Origin of the sequence: Pseudomonas monsensis (assembly GCF_014268495.2) — a bacterium.
GTDB lineage: Bacteria > Pseudomonadota > Gammaproteobacteria > Pseudomonadales > Pseudomonadaceae > Aquipseudomonas > Aquipseudomonas monsensis.
Genome location: NZ_CP077087.1, coordinates 4,215,461 through 4,233,861, shown reverse-complemented (window position 1 = coordinate 4,233,861; position 18,401 = coordinate 4,215,461). Strand labels below are relative to the sequence as shown.

The window sequence follows — 18,401 nt, the reverse complement described above, 5'->3', positions numbered from 1 at the left end:
TGTGGAATGCGTTCCCCCCGTAGGCGAAGCCTGCTCGCGATGGCCTTCTTCTATGCGCCACAAAAACCCAGCCCACTGGTCAACTAATTACCAAGCCCCCTAACTATTACGTTGACATTCGCTGCCTAGGCAGTAACATCTCGACATACATTCACTGCCTAGGCAGTTATTAGGTGAGCACATGAAGCATTTCACCCCGGACGAATTCAAACACTGTCATCTCGGCCTGTTGCTGGGTCGTGCTGCGCTGCTCAAGGACCGGATCATCGACACCCACATGGAGCCGCATGGCATTACCGCCGCGCAGTTCAAGGTGTTGATCATCATGGCCCAGTTCGGCGTCGACACCCCGGCCGAGCTGTGTCGGCATCTGTCGCTGGACAGCGGTTCGATGACACGCATGCTCGATCGTCTGGAGCAGAAAGGCTTTCTCGCTCGCCAGCGCAGCGAAGGCGATCGCCGTCAGGTGCAGCTCAAGTTGACCGAACAAGGCCAGCAACTGGCCGATCGCCTGCCGCACATCGGCGCCGATGCGATGAATGAACTGGCCGGCGCCGTCACTCCGGACGAGTTGAAGACCCTGGAATACATCCTCAAGAAAATCCTGCTGGCAGCCGGTGATCCGATCACTATCCAGCGGTTAGGTGAACACAATGAGCGGTAACACCTTGCGCAGCAGCCTGACCCTGGTGCTGTCGGCGATGATCCTCGCCGGCTGCGCCAACTACAGCGGCCTCGACACTCAAGGCAAAAGCCTTGATGCGAAAAGCCTCAATGTCAGCCAGTCCCTCAACGGCGTGACCCTGTCGCCGGCCGCATGGCCGAAGAGCGACTGGTGGACCAGCCTTGGCGATTCGCAACTCGACGGTCTGATCCGCGAAGCCCTGCACGACAGCCCGGACATGCAGATCGCCGAGGCCCGCGCGCATCAGGCCAGCGCCGCCGCGTATGCCGCCGATGCCGAACGCTATCCGACCCTCGACGCCAGCGCCGGTATCAGCCGTTCGCGCCTGGCCAAGGATCAGGACCCGCGAGGGCAGGGCGATGCCTACGCCACCGTGCGTAATGTCAGCGCCGGCTTCAATTACAACTTCGACCTGTGGGGCGGCCAGCGTGATGCCTGGGAAGCCGCACTCGGTCAGGCCCGCGCCGCTGAAGTCGATCGTCAGGCTGCACAACTGAGCCTCGCCGCCGACGTCGCTCGCGCTTACAGCGATCTTGGTCAGGCGCACATCGTTTATGACCTGGCGAACGAAGACCTCAAGCGCACCAAACAAATGCTCGACCTGAGCCAGCGTCGCCTGAGTTCCGGGATCGACAGCCAGTACCAGTTCCAGCAAACCCAGAGTCTGGAAGCCAGTTCCGAAGCCAGTCTGATCGACGCGGAAAAACGCCTGAACAGCGCGAAAATCGCTTTGGCCGTGCTGCTTGGCAAAGGCCCGGATCGCGGCAACGAAATCGCCCGGCCAAAAGTCCTGCAAGCCAGCGCTGTCGCCGTGCCGTCGGTGCTGCCGGCGGAATTGCTTGGCCGTCGCCCGGACCTGGTCGCTGCGCGCTGGCGCGTCGAAGCGGCGAGCAAGGACATCGACTCGGCGAAAACCCGCTTCTATCCCAACCTGAACCTCACGGCCTCGGCCGGTGCCGAATCCCTGTTGGGTGACGCGATGTTCGGCTCGGCCAGTCGTTTCTTCAACATTGCCCCGACCATTTCGGTGCCGATCTTCGACGGCGGACGCCTGCGCGCCAACCTCGATGCGCGCGACGCCGATTACGATCTGGCGGTGGCGCAGTACAACAAAAGCCTGGTGAAAGCCCTGGGCGATGTCAGTGACACGATCAACCAGCTGCGTGATATCGGCCGGCAGATCGGCGCGCAGCAACACGCCACCGACATTGCTCAGGATTCTTACAACACCGTCGTCCAGCGTTACGGTTCCGGCATCGGCAACTACCTGGACGTGCTCAGCATCGAGCAGCAATTGCTGCAGGCCCAGCGTCAACTGGCCAACCTCAATGCCGAGCAGATCGACCTGTCGATTCAATTGATGCAAGCGCTGGGCGGCGGCTTCCAGGGTGAAACCCTGACCGCAGCCAACGCCACCCCAGCCACGCCGCACAACTAATTCAAGGTATTTGTCATGGCCACTGCCGAAAACACTCAAGCTCAAGGCTCCACCCCCGACACCGGCAATCCGCGCAAACGCAAAGTGATGCTGTTGGCGCTGGCCGTTGTGGTCGCGCTCGCCTGCGCCGGCGTCTGGGCGTACCACGAGTTCATCGGGCGCTTTAACGAAAGCACCGACGACGCCTACGTCAACGGCAACGTCGTCGAAATCACCCCGTTGGTCACCGGCACCGTGGTCAGCATTGGCGCGGATGACGGTGATCTGGTTCACGAAGGCCAGGTGCTGATCAACTTCGACCCCAACGACGCCGAAGTCGGCCTGCAAAGTGCCCAGGCAAAACTGGCGCGCACCGTGCGTCAGGTGCGCGGCCTGTACAGCAACGTCGATGGCATGAAAGCCCAGGTCAACGCGCAACAGGCTGAAGTGCAGAAGGCCCAGGACAACTACAACCGCCGGAAAAACCTCGCCGCTGGCGGCGCGATTTCCCAGGAAGAACTGTCCCACGCCCGCGACGACCTGACCTCGGCGCAAAACGCCCTGGCCAACGCCAAACAGCAACTGAAAACCACCAGCGCGCTGGTCGATGACACCGTGGTGTCGTCGCACCCGGATGTGATGGCGGCCGCTGCCGACCTGCGTCAGGCCTACCTGACCAATGCCCGCAGTACCTTGATCGCGCCAGTCACCGGTTACGTCGCCAAGCGCACCGTGCAACTCGGTCAACGGGTCCAGCCGGGCACCGCGCTGATGGCGGTGATTCCACTGGATCAACTGTGGATCGACGCCAACTTCAAGGAGACCCAGCTGCGTGACATGCGCATCGGTCAGCCGGTTGATATCGAGTCTGACATCTATGGCAGCGACGTGAAATTCAGCGGCACCGTCGACAGCCTCGGCGCCGGTACCGGCAGCGCGTTTGCCTTGCTGCCGGCGCAGAACGCCACGGGTAACTGGATCAAGATCGTGCAGCGTGTGCCGGTGCGCATTCACATCAATGCCGAAGAACTGGCCAAACATCCGCTGCGCGTCGGCCTGTCGACCAACGTTGAAGTCAACCTGCACGACCAGAGCGGCCCGGTACTGGCGCAGCAACCGCCGCAAAAAGCCTCGTTCAGCACCAACGTCTACGACCGCCAACTGGCTGAAGCCGACGCGATGATTGCGCAGCTGATCCACGACAACAGCGCTGCGCTGAGCAAAACCGCGCAACGCTGAATCTTTCCCCTGTGGGAACAGGTTCTCAAGGTGATGAGATTTACTGTGGTGAGGGGATTTATCCCCGATGGACTGCGCAGCAGGCCCGGCTTTTCTGAATCAAAGGAGGGGCCGCTTCGCGGCCTATCGGGGATAAATCCCCTCGCCACAGTGTTTCCTTGCAACATTGATTTTTTCCCACAAGGGCTGCTGTGTCTGTAACAGACAGGGCGCCAACCCGGTTCCAAAGGATTCACAATGAGCAATAACGCCTCTTTCACGCCGCCCAGCCTGTTGCTCAGCACCATCGGCCTGTCGCTGGCGACGTTCATGCAAGTGCTCGACACCACCATTGCCAACGTGGCGCTGCCGACGATTTCCGGCAACCTCGGGGTCAGTTCGGAGCAGGGCACGTGGGTGATCACCTCGTTCGCCGTGAGCAACGCGATTGCGCTGCCGCTGACCGGTTGGCTCAGCCGTCGTTTCGGCGAGGTGAAGCTGTTTCTCTGGGCCACCATTCTGTTTGTGCTGGCCTCGTTCCTCTGCGGTATCTCGACGTCGATGCCGGAACTGATCGGTTTCCGCGTGCTGCAAGGCCTGGTGGCCGGGCCGCTGTACCCGATGACGCAGACGTTGTTGATTGCCGTGTATCCGCCCGCGAGGCGCGGCATGGCCCTGGCGTTGCTGGCGATGGTTACGGTGGTCGCGCCGATTGCCGGTCCCATTCTCGGTGGCTGGATCACTGACAGCTACAGCTGGCCATGGATCTTCTTTATCAACGTACCGATCGGCATCTTTGCGGTGATGGTGGTGCGCTCGCAACTGGCCAAGCGTCCGGTGGAAACCAGTCGCCAGCCGATGGACTACGTCGGGCTGATCAGTCTGATCATTGGCGTCGGTGCGTTGCAGGTGATCCTCGACAAGGGCAATGATCTGGACTGGTTCGAGTCGAACTTCATCATCATCGGTGCGGCGATTTCGGTGATCGCGCTGGCGGTGTTCGTCATCTGGGAAATGACCGACCAGCATCCAGTGGTCAACCTGCGCCTGTTCGCTTACCGCAACTTCCGCATCGGCACGCTGGTGCTGGTGCTGGGTTACGCCGGGTTCTTCGGCATCAACCTGATCCTGCCGCAGTGGCTGCAAACCCAGATGGGGTACACCGCAACCTGGGCCGGTCTGGCCGTGGCGCCGATCGGTATCCTGCCGGTGTTGCTGTCGCCATTTGTCGGCAAGTACGCGCACAAGTTCGACCTGCGTCTGCTGGCCGGGCTGGCGTTTCTGGCGATTGGCTTGAGTTGCTTCATGCGGGCGGGGTTCACCAATGAAGTGGACTTCCAGCACATCGCACTCGTGCAGCTGTTCATGGGCATCGGCGTGGCGCTGTTCTTCATGCCGACCCTGAGCATCCTGATGTCCGACCTGCCGCCGAGCCAGATTGCCGATGGTGCCGGCCTGGCGACCTTCCTGCGGACCCTCGGTGGCAGCTTCGCGGCATCGTTGACTACGTGGATCTGGATTCGCCGCGCCAATCAGCACCATGCGTACATGAGTGAAAGCATCAGCACTTTCGAACCGGCAACCCGGGAGACCTTGAATCACCTGGGCGGCGCGAGCCAATCGGCGTACGCGCAGATGGACCAGATCCTCTCCAGCCAGGCGTACATGCTCTCCACCGTGGATTACTTCACGCTGTTGGGCTGGGGGTTCATGGGGCTGATTCTGATTGTGTGGCTGGCGAAACCGCCGTTTGCCGCGAAGGCAGGGCCGGCGGCTTCCGGACACTAAGGTCAAAAGCCCCTCACCCTAACCCTCTCCCAGAGGGAGAGGGGACTGACCGTGGTGCATGTTCGAGGTACGCCGACTTGCAATACCGAGCCGAACTCAGGTTTTGAAAAGCACAGAGATCGGCTCCCTTTCCCCCTCGCTCACTAGGGGAGAGGGGACTGACCGAGTTGATTGTTTGAGGTACGCCGACTTGCAATACCGAGTCGAACTCAGGTTTTGAAAAACATAGAGAACGGCTCCCTTTCCCCCTCGCTCACTAGGGGAGAGGGGACTGACCGAGTTTTTTGTTTGAGGTACGCCGACTTGCGATACCGAGTCGAACTCAGGTTTTGAAAAGCATAGAGAACGGCTCCCTTTCCCCCTCGCCCCCTTGGGGGAGAGGGCTGGGGTGAGGGGGTAAAGTTCTTCAGCCGTGCGGCAAAGCCAGCGGCGGGGCGAAGTCGAACGGCGCCAAGGCGTAGCCGCTCTCATCGACCTGCAACGCCCATCCCTGACGATCCCAATCCCCCAGCACAATCCGCTTGGCCGCCTGCTCGCCGAGCTGCAGTTTGTGGATCGCCGGGCGGTGGGTGTGGCCGTGAATCAGGGTTTTCACCCCGTATTGCTGCATGATCCGTGGAATCTCGTGCGGCGTGACGTCGACAATGTCGTTGGCCTTCATCCGCGTCTGCGCACGGCTTTCGCTGCGCAGTTTGCGCGCCAGTTTATGGCGGGTGCTCAGCGGCAGATGGCGCAGGATGAACAGGGTGATCGGGTTGCGCAGGTAGCGACGCAGCTTCATATAGGCTTCGTCGCGGGTGCAGAGGCTGTCGCCGTGCATCAACAGCACCGGCTCGCCATAGAACTGCACGACACTCGGGTCCTTCAATAGCGTGCAGCCGGCTTCTTTGCAGAAGGCCTTGCCGAGCAGGAAGTCGCGATTGCCGTGCATCAGAAAGATCGCCGTGCCGCTGTCGCTCAATTGGCGCAGGGCCTGGCAGATGGAACGCTGAAAGGGCGTCATGGCGTCGTCGCCAATCCACGCCTCGAAGAAGTCGCCGAGGATGTACAACGCACTCGCCGAGCGGGCGCGTCCGGCGAGCAAATCCAGAAACGCCCGGGTAATGTCCGGGCGCTCCTCTTCCAGATGCAAGTCTGAAATCAGCAATATCACGCTTCGATGATCTCGGCTTTCTCGATGATCACGTCGTCTTTCGGCACGTCCTGGTGACCGGCCTTGGAAGTGGTGGCAACGCCTTCGATCTTGTCGACCACGTCGGTACCGGCAACCACTTTACCGAACACGGCATAACCCCAGCCCTGAGCGGTCTTGGCGGTGTGGTTGAGGAAGCTGTTGTTGGTGGCGTTGATGAAGAACTGCGCCGAGGCCGAATGCGGGTCCATGGTGCGGGCCATCGCCAGGGTGTACTTTTCGTTCTTCAGGCCGTTATCCGCTTCGTTCTGGATGCTGGCGCGCTTGTCTTTCTTTTCCTGCATGCCAGGCTGGAAACCGCCGCCCTGGATCATGAAACCCTTGATCACACGGTGGAAAACCACGTTTTCGTAGTGACCGGCTTTAACATATTCGAGAAAGTTGGCAACGGTGATTGGCGCTTTTTCCGCGTCCAGTTCGATGACGATGTCGCCATGATTGGTGGTCAATTTAACTTGAGTCATGATCGCTACTCTTTATAAGGAATTCGTGGTTTTCGGACACTGAGTCCCGAAACCGGTTCAGCCTGCTTCGGCCAAGGTGCGCAGTTTAGCGTGACAGGCGCGAATTTCGAGGCTGTTTTTCATTTCCCGGCGATTAAATGCGCTCCTTTATAGGCCGTGCTCTGTCAGGCCCTTGACAGCATCGGCTATGATAGCGGCTTTGTTTTGTCTGGCCCCCTTTGCGGCCGCGCACATGTAAGTCAAGGATCCTATGAGCAAGCCCACTGTCGACCCTACCTCGAATGCCAAGTCCGGCCCTGCCGTGCCGGTCAATTTCCTGCGGCCGATCATCCAGGCAGACCTGGACTCGGGCAAGCACACCCAGATCGTCACCCGTTTCCCGCCTGAGCCCAACGGCTACCTGCACATTGGTCACGCCAAGTCGATCTGCGTGAACTTCGGCCTGGCCCAGGAGTTCGGGGGCGTCACGCACCTGCGTTTCGACGACACCAACCCGGCCAAGGAAGACCAGGAATACATCGACGCGATCGAAAGCGACGTCAAATGGCTGGGCTTCGAGTGGTCCGGTGAAGTGCGCTACGCCTCGCAGTATTTCGACCAGTTGCACGACTGGGCCGTGGAGCTGATCAAGGCCGGCAAGGCCTACGTCGACGACCTGACCCCTGAGCAGGCCAAGGAATACCGTGGCACGCTGACCGAGCCAGGCAAGAACAGCCCGTTCCGCGACCGTTCGGTTGAAGAGAACCTGGACCTGTTCGCCCGCATGCGTGCCGGTGAGTTCCCGGACGGCGCCCGTGTGCTGCGCGCGAAGATCGACATGGCCTCGCCGAACATGAACCTGCGCGACCCGATCATGTACCGCATCCGCCACGCCCATCACCACCAGACCGGTGACAAGTGGTGCATCTACCCGAACTACGACTTCACCCACGGTCAGTCGGACGCCATCGAAGGCATCACCCACTCGATCTGCACCCTGGAGTTCGAAAGCCATCGTCCGCTGTACGAGTGGTTCCTCGACGCACTGCCAGTGCCGGCGCACCCGCGTCAGTACGAGTTCAGCCGCCTGAACCTCAACTACACCATCACCAGCAAGCGCAAGCTCAAGCAACTGGTCGATGAAAAGCACGTCAATGGCTGGGACGACCCGCGCATGTCCACGTTGTCGGGTTTCCGCCGCCGTGGCTACACCCCGGCTTCGATCCGCAACTTCTGCGACATGATCGGCACCAACCGTTCCGATGGCGTAGTCGACTTCGGCATGCTCGAGTTCAGCATCCGTCAGGACCTGGACGCGAACGCTCCGCGCGCCATGTGCGTGCTACGTCCGTTGAAAGTCGTGATTACCAACTATCCGCAAGACCAGGTCGAGAAGCTCGAACTGCCGCGTCATCCGCAGAAGGAAGAACTCGGCGTGCGCAAGCTGCCGTTCGCCCGTGAAATCTACATCGACCGCGATGACTTCATGGAAGAACCGCCAAAGGGCTACAAGCGCCTGGAGCCGAACGGCGAAGTGCGTCTGCGCGGCAGCTACGTGATCCGTGCCGACGAAGCGATCAAGGATGCCGACGGCAACATCGTCGAACTGCGCTGCTCCTACGATCCGGACACCCTGGGCAAGAACCCGGAAGGCCGCAAGGTCAAAGGCGTGATCCACTGGGTGCCGGCGGCTGCCAGCATTGAGTGCGAAGTGCGTCTGTATGATCGCCTGTTCCGTTCGCCGAACCCGGAGAAGGCCGAGGACAGCGCGAGCTTCCTCGACAACATCAACCCTGACTCACTGCAAGTGCTGACCGGTTGTCGTGCTGAGCCATCGCTTGGCGACGCACAGCCGGAAGACCGTTTCCAGTTCGAGCGCGAAGGCTACTTCGTCGCGGATATCAAGGACTCGAAACCCGGTCAGCCGGTATTCAACCGTACCGTGACTCTGCGTGATTCGTGGGGCCAGTGATTCAAGGGATTTAACGTGCTAACGATCTACAACACGCTCACCAAGAGCAAAGAAGTCTTCAAACCGCTGGATGGCAACAAGGTGCGCATGTACGTGTGCGGCATGACCGTGTACGACTACTGCCACCTCGGCCATGGCCGCAGCATGGTCGCGTTCGACCTGGTGACCCGCTGGTTGCGTTTCAGCGGCTACGACCTGACCTACGTGCGCAACATCACCGACATCGACGATAAGATCATCAATCGTGCCCGCGAGAACGGTGAATCGTTCGACGCGTTGACCGAGCGCATGATCGCCGCGATGCACGAAGACGAAGCGCGCCTGAATATCAAGAAGCCGGACATGGAGCCGCGTGCCACGGATCACATTCCGGGCATGCACGCGATGATCCAGACCTTGATCGACAAGGGTTACGCCTACGCCCCGGGCAATGGCGACGTGTACTACCGCGTCGCCAAGTTCATGGGCTACGGCAAGCTGTCGCGCAAGAAGATCGAAGACCTGCGCATCGGTGCGCGCATCGAAGTCGACGAGTCGAAAGAAGACCCGCTGGACTTCGTGCTGTGGAAAGCCGCCAAACCGGGCGAGCCGAGCTGGGAATCGCCATGGGGCGCCGGGCGTCCGGGCTGGCACATCGAGTGCTCGGTGATGTCCACCTGCTGCCTCGGCGAGACCTTCGACATTCATGGCGGCGGCAGCGACCTCGAGTTCCCGCACCATGAAAACGAAATCGCCCAGAGCGAAGCGGCCACCGGCAAGACCTACGCCAACGCGTGGATGCATTGCGGCATGATCCGCATCAATGGCGAGAAGATGTCCAAGTCCTTGAACAACTTCTTCACCATTCGCGACGTGCTCGACAAGTACCACCCGGAAGTCGTGCGTTACCTGCTGGTGTCGAGCCACTACCGCAGCGCGATCAACTACTCGGAAGACAACCTCAAGGACGCGAAGGGCGCACTCGAGCGTTTCTACCACGCGTTGAAAGGCCTGCCGAACGTTGCCCCGGCCGGCGGCGAAGCGTTCGTCGAGCGTTTCACCACGGTGATGAACGACGACTTCGGCACGCCGGAAGCCTGCGCCGTGCTGTTCGAGATGGTGCGTGAGATCAACCGCCTGCGCGAGAGCGATCTCGACGCAGCGGCCGGTCTGGCGGCGCGTCTGAAAGAGCTGGCGAGCGTGCTGGGTGTGTTGCAGTTGGAGGCGGATGACTTCCTGCAGGCGGGCGCTGAAGGGCGTGTCGATGCGGCTGAGGTTGATGCACTGATTGCTGCACGTCTGGCGGCGCGGGCGGGGAAGGATTGGGCTGAGTCCGATCGTATCCGTGATCAGCTGACGGCGATGGGCGTTGTGTTGGAAGACGGGAAGGGTGGGACTACCTGGCGTCTGGCTGACTGATTGCCTTATCTGCTTTAAAACAAAACCCGCCTTGTGCGGGTTTTTGTTTGGGCGCGAGAAAAGCCCCTCACCCTAACCCACCCGAAACGTCGGGCCGCCCGGAGGGAGAGGGGACCGATTGGGGGATGTTCAGGAAATACGCCGACTTGAACGTGCTGCTTTGAATCCATAATCGACTGGTTTTTTCAGGTCGATGTACAACGCCAGACACCTCGGTCAGCTCCCTCTCCCTCCGGGAGAGGGCTGGGGTGAGGGTGAGGGTGTCAAAGTGCCGACCTGGTCCAGATTTGAATCCATAATCAACTCGGTTTTTCAGGTCGATGTACAACGCCAGACACCTCGGTCGGCTCCCTCTCCCTCCGGGAGAGGGCTGGGGTGAGGGTTGCTTTTGACGTTCGCGTAGGTCTTGATGTCGGCAACGCGTTCAGCCGGATGCTGAGCAGCGACGATCATGTAAGGGAAACACCATGGCCAATCACTACCGCGAGCTGCTAACGACCCCCGGCGCCACCGGGTTAGTGCTCGCGAGTTCTATCGCGCGCTTGCCACAGGCAATGATCGGCATCGGCATCATCACCATGCTGGTGCAGCAAACCGGTGTGTACTGGCTGGCCGGTGCCGTCGCCGGGACTTTCACCCTGGCCAATGCGTTGCTCGGCCCACACATCTCCAGACTGGTTGATCAGCATGGCCAGAGCCGCGTGCTACCCGTCGTCACGGCGTTCAGCATTGCCATGTTGCTGGCACTGATCCTCGCGGTTTACATGCGGGCACCGGCCGCACTGCTGTTTGTTCTAGCGGCGCTGGCGGGGACGATGCCGAGCATGCCGTCGATGATCCGCGCCAGATGGACGCAGTTGTTCCGGGGCAAGCCGCAATTGCACACAGCGTTCTCGCTGGACACCGTCCTCACCGAGCTGGCCTATATCGTCGGCCCGCCACTGGCGATCGGTCTGAGCGTGAGTTTTTTCGCCGAAGCCGGGCCGCTGGTTGCGGTCGGGTTGTTAGCTATTGGGGTGACCGCGTTTCTGCTGCAACGCCAGACTGAACCTAAAGTTGTCGTGGGCCACGCCAGCCATGGCGGCTCAACCCTGCTGATTCCCGGCGTTCGCACCATTGTTCTGGCGCTGTTGGCGATGGGCGTCATTGGTGGCGCAATCGATGTCGCGGTCGTCGCCTTCGCCAATGCGCAGGGCTGGCCAGCGTCGGCGACCTTCATCCTTGCTGCCTATGCGTTTGGCTCATTGGTGGCGGGCCTGACGTTTGGTGCATTGCGGGTTTCCCTGGCGATTGAAAAACAGTTTCTGGTCGGGATATTGGTGACGGCGTTCACCGGTGTGCTGCCTGTTTTTGCAACGGATGTTTATGTGCTGACAGCGGCGCTGTTTATCGCGGGCATCTCGTTTGCGCCAACGATGGTCGTGGTGATGAAAATGGGGACGATCATTATTCCTCCGTCGCGGATCACCGAAGGGCTGACGTGGATGACCACGGGTATCAGCATTGGCGTTGCGCTAGGCGGCATGCTGGCGGGGCTGGTGATTGATGCGTGGGGCGCGCGGGCAGGGTTCGGCGTGGCGATTGGTGCAGGGTTGATGATGGTGGTGGTTGTGCTGGTGGGGTTGCGGACATTGGAGGCGGCTTCGGTTGCGCATGTTGAGCCAGAACTTTCGCCCTCACCCTAGCCCTCTCCCCCAGGAGAGGGGACTGAATGGGGGATGCTCAATAGATACGCCGACCTGAACGTGCGGTACCGAATCCATAATCGCCACGATGTTTCAGGTCGATGTTCAGCGCCAGACACCTCGGTCAGCTCCCTCTCCTGGGGGAGAGGGCTGGGCGGGCGGCGTTCCGATGAGGGGAACGGGGTTCACTCAACCCTCAATCTGGCGCAGCCGCTTGTAAAGCGTATTCCGACTCACACCCAATCGCCGCGCCAAATGGGAAATATTCCCCCCGGAAGCCTTCAACTCCCGGTTCAACGCCTCGACATCATTCAGATCCAGCCCCAACGGCGCCGCGCTCTCAACCGGCTCCATCTCCAGATCAACAAAAAAATCATCCGGCAAATGCTCAGGTCTGACCGGCTGCTCCTCAGCCATCGCCAACGCCACCTGCATCACGCTGCTGACTTGCCGTAAATTCCCCGGCCAAGGATGTCGGCTGAACAGCTCCAGCACCTCCTGGCTCAACCCCGCCCACTGCGTCGGTTCACGATGCTGCTCCCACAACCGCTTGAACAACGCCTCTTTATCACTGCGCTCCCGCAGCGGCGGCAGTTCCAGGGTCAAACCGCCAATGCGGTAGTACAAATCCTCACGAAACCGGCCCAATTGCACTTGTTCACGTAAAGAGCGATTCGTCGCTGAAATGATCCGCAAGTCCACCGGGAACAGCTCGCTACTGCCCACCGGTTGCACGCAACGTTCTTGCAACACGCGCAGCAACCGCGCCTGCGTCGGCAACGGCATATCGCCAATCTCGTCGAGAAACAGAGTGCCTCTGTCAGCCTTGCGAATCAGGCCGATGCTGCCTTTCTGGTTGGCGCCGGTGAACGCGCCTTTCTCATAGCCGAACAGTTCGGACTCGACCAGTTCGGCGGGGATCGCCGCGCAGTTGACGGCAATGAACGCCTGTTTGCTACGGGAGCTGGCCTGATGCAGGGCTTTGACGAAGACCTCTTTGCCGACGCCGGTTTCACCGTGGATGAGCAGCGGAATATCCTTTTCCAGCAACCGTTCGGCCTGGCGCACGGCTTTTTCCACGCGACTGTCGCCGAAGTGCAAGGTATTGAGGCTGATCGCGTTCGACGTTCTAACCGGTGGTTCCGCACGTTTCGGCTCGGCAAACACCCGCGGCTGGAGCGGCGCTTGTTGCGGCCGCTTCAACAGACACTGAAAACGGTTACGCCCGGACGTCTGCAAGGCAAACGGCAAGCCCTCCGGCTGATTGAGCAACTCCAGCAGCGACACCTTGAACAGGCTTTCGACGCTGACCCGCGACAGGCGCACACCGAGCAGATTGTCCGCACGCCGATTGGCCGACAGCACCTGACCGCTCTCATCAAAGATCAACAACCCCGCCCACTGACTGTCGAGGTTGTTCAACCCGGTGTTGAAGGTCAGTTGAAAATGCTGGCCGTGGAACAGGTTGAGAATCAGCCGGTTTTCCACGGTCTGGCTCATCATCTTGACCATGCCCAGGGTGTGCGACGGCGGCAGGTAGCTGTCGCTGGACACGTCGAGCACCGCGATGACTTTGCGCTCGGCGTCGAAAATCGGTGCGGCGGAACCGGTCATGAAACGGTTGGCCTTGAGGAAGTGCTCGTCGTGCTCGATATGCACCGCCTGTTCGCAGGCCAGAGCGGTGCCGATCGCGTTGGTGCCGCTTGAGCGTTCCCTCCAGCTCGCGCCGGCCCGGAACCCCCGCGCCAGATTCGGTTCGATAAAGCGTTGCGTGCCCCACGACGTCAGCACCTGGCCCTGATTGTCGGCGAGCATGATCAGGCAATTGGAATTGCTCAGGATGTTTTCGTAATAGGGCAGGACTTCCTGATGGGTGGTCTGCACCAGCGCATGGTGACTGTCGAGCAACTGCGCGATGCCGGCGGCAGGCAGTTGATCGAAGGCCGGGGTGCTGTGGTGGTCGAGACCGAAGGCGCGGCAACGTTGCCAGGACGTCTGGACGATCGCGTCGTGGGACAGCGGCGGGGCAGGTGCGGCCATGGCGGGTCAGCCTCTGATGCAGCGTTTTTATTGTTGTTATGAACCCAAATCCCGAGAACCACACAGATCAACTGTGGGAGCGAGCTTGCTCGCGAAAGCGTCGTATCAGTCACCGAATCGGTTGAATGACACACCGCATTCGCGAGCAAGCTCGCTCCCACAGGATCTCCGGTGTTCACCGAAATGAGTTCATAGAGTGTTGTTCACTATTGTTCATTGTCAATCGCTCAACTGTTCAAATGTGTTCAGCAATGAACGCCCGTTCGCCACGTTTTCGCCACTTTTCACGACAAATCAACCACTTGCCATTTCTGGCACGAATGTCGCTCTGATGCACAGGTCGCTTGACTCCAATAATAAAAAGGCCGAGCCATGTCACTCACCCTGGAGCACGTCAGCCGCACCGTCGAGGGCCAGACCTGGATCGACGATGCCTGCCTGAAATTCGAACCCGGTTCGTTCAACGTTTTGCTTGGGCGCACGCTGTCCGGCAAAACCAGCCTCATGCGGTTAATGGCCGGGCTGGACAAGCCCGACAGCGGGCGCATCCTGATGAACGGCGTCGATGTCACCCAGCGCCCGGTGCGGTTGCGCAACGTGTCGATGGTCTATCAGCAGTTCATCAATTACCCGACCATGACCGTGTTCGAGAACATCGCCTCGCCCCTGCGTCAGGCCGGGGTCTCGAAAGAAATCATTCAGAGCAAAGTGCTGGAAACCGCGAAGATGCTGCGCATCGAGAAGTTTCTGCAGCGCTATCCGCTGGAACTCTCCGGCGGCCAACAGCAGCGCACGGCGATGGCCCGCGCGCTGGTCAAGGATGCCGAGCTGATCCTGTTCGACGAGCCGCTGGTCAACCTCGACTACAAGTTGCGCGAAGAACTGCGTCAGGAAATGCGCGAGCTGTTCAAGGCGCGCCATACCATCGCGATCTACGCCACCACCGAACCCAACGAAGCGCTGGCACTCGGCGGCACCACAACCATTCTTCACGAAGGCCGGGTGATTCAGAGCGGCCCGTCGACTTCGGTGTACCACCAGCCGCAAACCGTATTGGCGGCGGAATTGTTCTCCGAACCACCGATCAACCTGATGCCGGGACGCATCGCCGGCAACGAAGTCAGCTTCGCCAATTTTGTGCACTTCCCGTTGAACGTCGATCTGCGCCCGGTGGGTGAGGGCGAGTTTCGTTTCGGCGTGCGCCCCAGCCACATTTCGCTGGTGCCGAGCAACGATGACGATCTGGAACTGGCGGTCACCGTCGAAGTGGCGGAGATCAGCGGTTCGGAAACCTTCCTGCACGTGCGCAACGAGCATTTCCTGCTGGTGCTGCACCTGCCGGGGGTTCACGAATACGACGTCGATGCGCCGATCCGCATCTACATCCCGACCCATAAACTGTTTGTGTTCGATGCGCAGGGCCGTCTGGTGCAAGCACCGGGCCGGCGTGTCGCGAGGGTTGCCTGATGGCCGAAATCCGTTTGCAGCACCTCGCCCACAGCTACAGCAAAACCCCGAGCGGCTCGGAGGATTATGCCATCCGCGAGATGGATCACGTCTGGGAGCAGGGCGGCGCCTACGCCTTGCTCGGGCCGTCGGGTTGCGGCAAGTCGACGTTGCTCAACATCATTTCCGGCCTGCTCAGCCCCTCGCAGGGCCATGTGTTGTTCGACGGCAAAGCGGTGAATGACCTGACGCCGGAGAAGCGCAACATCGCCCAGGTTTTCCAGTTTCCGGTGGTCTACGACACCATGACCGTGTTCGATAACCTCGCCTTTCCGCTGCGCAATCAGGGCATGGCCGAGGCGAAAGTGCACAGCAAGGTGCAGGAAATTGCCGAAGTCCTCGACCTGCAAAACCTGCTGAGCAAAAAGGCCCGTAACCTCACCGCCGACGAAAAACAGAAAGTCTCCATGGGCCGTGGTCTGGTGCGTGACGACGTCTCGGCAATCCTCTTCGACGAACCGCTGACGGTGATCGACCCGCACCTGAAGTGGAAACTGCGGCGCAAGCTCAAGCAGATCCACGAGCAATTCAACATCACCATGGTCTACGTCACCCACGATCAACTGGAAGCCTCGACCTTCGCCGACAAGATTGCGGTGATGTACGGCGGCCAGATCGTCCAGTTCGGTACGCCAAGGGAATTGTTCGAGCGGCCGAGCCACACCTTTGTCGGCTACTTCATCGGCAGTCCGGGGATGAACCTGATCGACGTGCAGCCGCAACCCGGCGGCGTCGGTTTCGCCTCGACGCACCTGCCGTTGTCCGACGCCATGCAACGGCATATCGAGCACGGTCAGTGGAAAAATCTGAAGGTCGGCATCCGCCCCGAGTTCATTCATGTGTGGGACGAGCCGTTTGATGACGCGATGCAGGCGCGGGTCGTACACGTCGAAGACCTCGGCACCTACAAGATCATGACCCTCGACCTCGATGGCGCGCCACTCAAGGTGCGCCTGACCGAAGACAAACCGGTGCCGCAGGGCACGGCGTACATCAGTTTTCCGGCGCAGTGGTTGATGGTCTATGCCGATGAATTTCTGCTTGAAGCCGGTGATGAGGTGCAGCCATGAACAAGGTGCAGAACAACAAGGCCTGGTGGCTGGTATTGCCGGTGTTTCTGCTGGTGGCCTTCAGTGCGGTGATCCCGATGATGACCGTGGTCAACTATTCGGTGCAGGACATCTTCGACCAATCCAGCCGCTACTTCGTTGGCGCCGACTGGTATAAGCAAGTGCTGCTCGATCCACGTCTGCACGACTCGCTGCTGCGGCAGTTCATCTACTCCGCGTGCGTGTTGCTGATTGAAATCCCGCTGGGCATCGCCGTCGCCCTGACCATGCCGACCAAGGGCCGCTGGTCGTCGGTGGTGCTGATCATTCTGGCAATCCCGCTGCTGATCCCGTGGAACGTGGTCGGCACGATCTGGCAGATCTTTGGCCGCGCCGACATCGGTCTGCTCGGTTCCAGCCTTAACGCGATGGGCATCAGCTACAACTACGCGGCTAACACCATGGACGCCTGGGTCACGGTGCTGGTGATGGACGTCTGGCACTGGACTTCATTGGTGGCGCTGTTGTGCTTCTCCGGTCTGCGGGCGATTCCCGACGTGTATTACCAGGCGGCGCGCATCGACCGGGCGTCGGCGTGGGCAGTGTTCCGCCACATTCAGTTGCCGAAGCTGAAAAGCGTGCTGCTGATCGCGGTGATGCTGCGTTTCATGGACAGCTTCATGATCTACACCGAGCCGTTCGTGCTCACCGGCGGCGGGCCGGGTAACGCCACGACCTTCTTGAGTCAGACGTTGACGCAGATGGCGGTAGGGCAATTCGACCTCGGTCCGGCAGCGGCGTTTTCGCTGGTGTACTTCCTGATCATCCTGTTGGTTTCGTGGCTGTTCTACACCGCCATGACCCATTCCGACGCCAACCGCTGAGGGCCCGGCCATGAGCAAGAGAAAGCTGATTCCGCTGCTGGTGTACATCCTGTTCCTGCTGGTGCCGATCTACTGGCTGCTGAACATGTCGTTCAAGAGCAACACCGAAATCCTCGGCGGGTTAACCCTTTTCCCACAGGACTTCACGCTGGCGAACTACAAGGTGATCTTCACCGATCCGAGCTGGTACAGCGGCTACATCAACTCGCTGTACTACGTCAGCCTGAACACGGTGATCTCACTGAGCGTGGCGTTGCCGGCGGCGTATGCGTTTTCGCGTTATCGCTTCCTCGGCGACAAACACCTGTTCTTCTGGCTGCTGACCAACCGCATGGCGCCGCCGGCGGTGTTTCTGCTGCCGTTCTTCCAGTTGTATTCGTCGATCGGGCTGTTCGACACGCACATCGCCGTGGCACTCGCGCACTGCCTGTTCAACGTGCCGCTGGCGGTGTGGATTCTTGAGGGCTTCATGTCCGGCGTGCCCAAGGAAATCGACGAAACCGCCTACATCGACGGCTACAGTTTCCCCAAGTTCTTCGTGAAGATTTTTATCCCGCTGATCGGCTCCGGCATCGGCGTGACGGCGTTTTTCTGCTTCATGTTTTCCTGGGTCGAACTGCTGCTGGCGCGCACGCTGACCTCGGTCAACGCCAAGCCGATCGCGGCGGTGATGACGCGCACGGTGTCGGCCTCGGGCATCGACTGGGGCGTGCTGGCGGCGGCGGGGGTGTTGACCATCCTGCCGGGCATGCTGGTGATCTGGTTTGTTCGCAACCACGTGGCCAAGGGCTTTGCCCTCGGTCGGGTCTGAGGAGCTGATGATGGAATGGATGAGCTGGACTACACCTACCGCAGCTTTCTTCATCGTCATCGGCCTGATTCTGGTTGGTATGACGACATGGGAGTTGCGCTCGCCGAGCATCCTGCGGCGAGGTTTTCTGCCGATTGCCACCACCCGTGGCGATCGCTTGTTCATCGGTCTTCTCGGCAGCGCCTACCTGCATCTGCTGGTGATCGGCGCTACCGACTGGAGCATCTGGGTGGCGTCCGCGTTGTCCCTGGTGTGGCTGTTGGCTGTGATGCGTTGGGGCTAGTCGAGTCGTTCGGCAACGCGGCTCCACAAC

Annotated in this window: 15 protein-coding genes; 12 read left to right on the top strand and 3 right to left on the bottom strand. The window is 60.3% G+C overall.

The window, feature by feature from the left end:
* Positions 1-181 precede the first annotated feature (181 nt).
* The 4 genes from HV782_RS18615 to HV782_RS18600 all read left to right on the top strand — a co-directional run bounded on the left by HV782_RS18615 (position 182) and on the right by HV782_RS18600 (position 5,108).
* On the top strand, positions 182-664 hold the full coding sequence (locus HV782_RS18615) for a MarR family winged helix-turn-helix transcriptional regulator (protein ID WP_077573642.1): 483 nt from the start codon (positions 182-184) through the stop codon (positions 662-664).
* Positions 654-2,123, top strand: a complete 1,470-nt coding sequence (locus HV782_RS18610) for an efflux transporter outer membrane subunit (protein WP_186744377.1) — start codon at positions 654-656, stop codon at positions 2,121-2,123. Before HV782_RS18615 ends, HV782_RS18610 begins: the two co-directional genes overlap by 11 nt.
* 15 nt (positions 2,124-2,138) lie before the next feature.
* The gene (locus HV782_RS18605; RefSeq protein WP_186744375.1) at positions 2,139-3,341 is read left to right on the top strand and encodes an HlyD family secretion protein; all 1,203 of its coding nucleotides are present in this window, start codon (positions 2,139-2,141) and stop codon (positions 3,339-3,341) included.
* 237 nt (positions 3,342-3,578) lie between these two features.
* A complete protein-coding gene (locus HV782_RS18600; RefSeq protein ID WP_123462419.1) occupies positions 3,579-5,108 on the top strand; it encodes a DHA2 family efflux MFS transporter permease subunit in 1,530 nt (509 codons plus the stop codon).
* A 406-nt stretch (positions 5,109-5,514) separates the two neighbouring features.
* Here HV782_RS18600 and lpxH read toward each other — a convergent pair whose 3' ends face one another.
* Positions 5,515-6,261, bottom strand: coding sequence for a UDP-2,3-diacylglucosamine diphosphatase (lpxH, locus tag HV782_RS18595; RefSeq protein WP_123462421.1), 747 nt, complete (start codon positions 6,259-6,261; stop codon positions 5,515-5,517).
* The gene (locus HV782_RS18590; protein WP_186744373.1) at positions 6,258-6,764 is read right to left on the bottom strand and encodes a peptidylprolyl isomerase; all 507 of its coding nucleotides are present in this window, start codon (positions 6,762-6,764) and stop codon (positions 6,258-6,260) included. The genes lpxH and HV782_RS18590 overlap by 4 nt, the downstream gene beginning before the upstream one ends.
* A gap of 250 nt (positions 6,765-7,014) precedes the next feature.
* On the opposite strand from HV782_RS18590, the gene HV782_RS18585 reads away from it, so the two are divergent.
* The 3 genes from HV782_RS18585 to HV782_RS18575 all read left to right on the top strand — a co-directional run bounded on the left by HV782_RS18585 (position 7,015) and on the right by HV782_RS18575 (position 11,798).
* On the top strand, positions 7,015-8,715 hold the full coding sequence (locus tag HV782_RS18585) for a glutamine--tRNA ligase/YqeY domain fusion protein (RefSeq protein WP_128614802.1): 1,701 nt from the start codon (positions 7,015-7,017) through the stop codon (positions 8,713-8,715).
* 15 nt (positions 8,716-8,730) lie between these two features.
* Positions 8,731-10,113, top strand: a complete 1,383-nt coding sequence (cysS, locus tag HV782_RS18580) for a cysteine--tRNA ligase (RefSeq protein ID WP_186744371.1) — start codon at positions 8,731-8,733, stop codon at positions 10,111-10,113.
* A gap of 467 nt (positions 10,114-10,580) precedes the next feature.
* Positions 10,581-11,798: an MFS transporter gene (locus HV782_RS18575; protein WP_186744369.1), complete on the top strand. Its 1,218-nt coding sequence runs from the start codon at positions 10,581-10,583 to the stop codon at positions 11,796-11,798.
* Positions 11,799-11,987: 189 nt separating this feature from the next.
* Here HV782_RS18575 and HV782_RS18570 read toward each other — a convergent pair whose 3' ends face one another.
* Positions 11,988-13,838: a sigma-54-dependent Fis family transcriptional regulator gene (locus tag HV782_RS18570; RefSeq protein ID WP_186744367.1), complete on the bottom strand. Its 1,851-nt coding sequence runs from the start codon at positions 13,836-13,838 to the stop codon at positions 11,988-11,990.
* A 372-nt stretch (positions 13,839-14,210) separates the two neighbouring features.
* On the opposite strand from HV782_RS18570, the gene HV782_RS18565 reads away from it, so the two are divergent.
* The 5 genes from HV782_RS18565 to HV782_RS18545 are packed head-to-tail and all read left to right on the top strand — an operon-like array spanning position 14,211 to position 18,371.
* Positions 14,211-15,305, top strand: a complete 1,095-nt coding sequence (locus tag HV782_RS18565; protein ID WP_123462433.1) for an ABC transporter ATP-binding protein — start codon at positions 14,211-14,213, stop codon at positions 15,303-15,305.
* A complete protein-coding gene (locus HV782_RS18560; protein ID WP_186744365.1) occupies positions 15,305-16,414 on the top strand; it encodes an ABC transporter ATP-binding protein in 1,110 nt (369 codons plus the stop codon). Before HV782_RS18565 ends, HV782_RS18560 begins: the two co-directional genes overlap by 1 nt.
* Complete coding sequence (locus tag HV782_RS18555) at positions 16,411-17,277, top strand: carbohydrate ABC transporter permease (protein ID WP_007912484.1); 867 nt, start codon at positions 16,411-16,413, stop codon at positions 17,275-17,277. Before HV782_RS18560 ends, HV782_RS18555 begins: the two co-directional genes overlap by 4 nt.
* Positions 17,278-17,287: 10 nt before the next feature.
* Positions 17,288-18,088, top strand: coding sequence for a carbohydrate ABC transporter permease (locus HV782_RS18550; protein ID WP_123450806.1), 801 nt, complete (start codon positions 17,288-17,290; stop codon positions 18,086-18,088).
* 10 nt (positions 18,089-18,098) lie between these two features.
* Positions 18,099-18,371, top strand: a complete 273-nt coding sequence (locus tag HV782_RS18545; RefSeq protein ID WP_007912485.1) for a DUF2160 domain-containing protein — start codon at positions 18,099-18,101, stop codon at positions 18,369-18,371.
* The last annotated feature ends 30 nt before the right edge of the window (positions 18,372-18,401 follow it).

Bases quoted from the DNA above. Each gene is read 5' to 3' on its own strand.
- HV782_RS18615 (WP_077573642.1), top strand. From the start codon at position 182: ATGAAGCATTTCACCCCGGACGAATTCAAACACTGTCATCTCGGCCTG.
- HV782_RS18610 (WP_186744377.1), top strand. From the start codon at position 654: ATGAGCGGTAACACCTTGCGCAGCAGCCTGACCCTGGTGCTGTCGGCG.
- HV782_RS18605 (WP_186744375.1), top strand. From the start codon at position 2,139: ATGGCCACTGCCGAAAACACTCAAGCTCAAGGCTCCACCCCCGACACC.
- HV782_RS18600 (WP_123462419.1), top strand. From the start codon at position 3,579: ATGAGCAATAACGCCTCTTTCACGCCGCCCAGCCTGTTGCTCAGCACC.
- HV782_RS18590 (WP_186744373.1), bottom strand. From the start codon at position 6,764: ATGACTCAAGTTAAATTGACCACCAATCATGGCGACATCGTCATCGAA.
- HV782_RS18585 (WP_128614802.1), top strand. From the start codon at position 7,015: ATGAGCAAGCCCACTGTCGACCCTACCTCGAATGCCAAGTCCGGCCCT.
- HV782_RS18575 (WP_186744369.1), top strand. From the start codon at position 10,581: ATGGCCAATCACTACCGCGAGCTGCTAACGACCCCCGGCGCCACCGGG.
- HV782_RS18570 (WP_186744367.1), bottom strand. From the start codon at position 13,838: ATGGCCGCACCTGCCCCGCCGCTGTCCCACGACGCGATCGTCCAGACG.
- HV782_RS18565 (WP_123462433.1), top strand. From the start codon at position 14,211: ATGTCACTCACCCTGGAGCACGTCAGCCGCACCGTCGAGGGCCAGACC.
- HV782_RS18560 (WP_186744365.1), top strand. From the start codon at position 15,305: ATGGCCGAAATCCGTTTGCAGCACCTCGCCCACAGCTACAGCAAAACC.
- HV782_RS18555 (WP_007912484.1), top strand. From the start codon at position 16,411: ATGAACAAGGTGCAGAACAACAAGGCCTGGTGGCTGGTATTGCCGGTG.
- HV782_RS18550 (WP_123450806.1), top strand. From the start codon at position 17,288: ATGAGCAAGAGAAAGCTGATTCCGCTGCTGGTGTACATCCTGTTCCTG.
- HV782_RS18545 (WP_007912485.1), top strand. From the start codon at position 18,099: ATGGAATGGATGAGCTGGACTACACCTACCGCAGCTTTCTTCATCGTC.